The 1254-nt window shown below is 71.1% G+C and carries 2 protein-coding genes; one reads left to right on the forward strand and one right to left on the reverse strand.

Annotated features, from left to right (window positions below):
* The coding region (locus FNQ90_RS23710; protein WP_323380147.1) for an FAD-dependent oxidoreductase at window positions 1–377 on the reverse strand (377 nt) is incomplete at its 3' end.
* A 444-nt stretch (window positions 378–821) separates the two neighbouring features.
* Here FNQ90_RS23710 and FNQ90_RS23715 point away from each other — a divergent pair.
* Window positions 822–1103 (forward strand): hypothetical protein, encoded by a 282-nt coding sequence (locus FNQ90_RS23715; protein WP_182608219.1) that lies wholly within the window; start codon window positions 822–824, stop codon window positions 1101–1103.
* Window positions 1104–1254 lie beyond the last annotated feature (151 nt).

Raw genomic sequence — 1254 nt, forward strand, 5'->3', positions numbered from 1 at the left:
GTGTCGGTGTCCACGGCGAGTCCGCCGGGGATCCGCCGGACCGCCCGCGCGGTCACCGGTCGTCGGACGGGCAGTTCGTACCGCTCCTCGTAGTCGGTGAGGTATTTCACCGCGTGATCGGCCCCGGGGTACTCCTGGCCCGGCTCCGGCGGCATGGGCCGGCCGGGCAACGAGGAGTGCTCGGCGGGAGAGAACAGTCGCAGTGAGGGCCAGAACCGGCGCCATGCCCCACCGGGCCGCCCGGCGGCGTCCAGGATGAGGAAGCGCAGGCCGTGGCGGCGCAGGTGATAGCCGACCGCGAGGCCGGCCTGCCCCCCGCCGATGACCAGGGCATCGAGGTCCGCCGGGTCGGGCGAACCGGCGCTGTCGATGGGCACCCCGTCACCTCCTCCCATCGGTGGGCCCCGTCACCCCTCCCCATGGACACGTCGCACGGAAACGTCCCGTCGGCATCCCCCGGGGTGGGTGCCCGCCGACACTCTCACGGACGCGTCTCCCATCCCCTCCCGGGAGCGGCCCGGGGAACCGGCCCCGGGCCGGACCGACCGTCAACACACGGGGCTCGCAGGGGAGACCGGGGAAATCGTCACTCCTTCTCCTCCCCCGCGCGGCAGTCCGACCGGACGTCCCGATACCCCGCCGTCACGCACCCCGGGTACCGAACGGGACCGGACGGCGGAGGCGACCGGAAGAGATTCACCCCACGGGGGGTACTTGCTCTCCCGATGGTGGACTTTGGGGCATTTCAAGGTGATTTCGAACCTGTCGCGGCAAATACTCAAATCGTCCTCATTCCGGAGGATCACGACAGGAGAGCATCAATGCGTACTTCCTTCAAGATGGTGGCCGCGGCCGCCGCCGCCACCGCCATGCTCGGCGCCTCCGCCGCCACCGCGAGCGCCTACGGCAAGGACGCCGGTGACACCACCATCCTGGCCAACGTCTGTGGCAACACCGCCCAGGGCGCCGACGTCGACAACAAGGGCTTCCTGGCCGGCGTCCTGAGCCAGCAGTCCAACAGCACCACGCTGTGCCAGCTGGGCAACGACAACTTCGCCGTCAACACCAGCGTCTTCCAGCCCGTGGTGATCACGTTCGACTGATCGGACCCACTCGGTTCCGAGACCCGAACCCGCGGCCCGGGGCGGACCACCCGCCCCCGGGCCCAACGGGATGAGGGACATCGAGGGGAGAGGCGTGCCCGGCACCCCGGGCGCGGCTCTCCCCTCTCCCGTGTCCGCCCCTCCCGCGCGC

Origin of the sequence: Streptomyces alkaliphilus, assembly GCF_014141535.1 — a bacterium.
GTDB classification, from domain to species: domain Bacteria; phylum Actinomycetota; class Actinomycetes; order Streptomycetales; family Streptomycetaceae; genus Streptomyces; species Streptomyces alkaliphilus.